Genomic DNA, 674 nt, shown 5'->3' on the forward strand with positions numbered 1-674 from the left:
TCAACAGGAAAAAGGTGCAATTGGTGGAGGTATTTTCACTCCCCAAGGTCCAGAAGATTATGTTGGGGCTATTCCTGCCATTCGTGCTGTGCTTTATTTTAAAGAAGGCTATAGCGCTGAAATGCGTGAGGCGATTGCACAATGTTTTGATGACTATCAAACCTACGCCAAAGAACATTTGACTTGGCTGTGGTTATCAGAACCTCCTAAAGGGGCTGGTTCAGACAGTACTGAGTTCAAAAAGACAAAGCCCATACGTGAGATTTTTAAGTATTATAGCCCAATGAAAGCACTTAGCTTTCTTTATACCAGCGGCAAAGAAAAATTTGCTACAGGCGCTTGGGAATTTAATATTGGCGGAAAAAGTAAATGGCAAGTAGAAAATGGGACATACCAGAGTGTTTTAACCTTTTCTATGCCAGTCGAATGGGTTGAAGAGAATACCAAACTATTTATTGAATTATTTATTAACTGCGCGCAACGCTTAAAAGCCAATCATGGTTATGCAGGCTATGCCTGTATCATCTCTAAAATTAGATCTGAAAAAAATGAACCTACAGAAGCTTATTTTTCTCGGAAGTTCTGGGCAATGAATGTTGGTAACCCATTCTTAGATGCTAGTCATTTATTAAATGGTATAAAAACAGTCAGTTGGCTTACTGCCATTAACCATG

Annotated in this window: 1 protein-coding gene; it reads left to right on the plus strand. The window is 39.0% G+C overall.

Annotated elements, in window-relative coordinates; all coding sequences use genetic code 11:
- On the plus strand, nt 1-674 hold a 674-nt coding region (locus tag Aba26S_RS21010; protein ID WP_043975219.1), incomplete at both ends, for a type VI immunity family protein.

The sequence above is a fragment of the Acinetobacter sp. NBRC 110496 genome (assembly GCF_000876115.1).
GTDB lineage: Bacteria > Pseudomonadota > Gammaproteobacteria > Pseudomonadales > Moraxellaceae > Acinetobacter.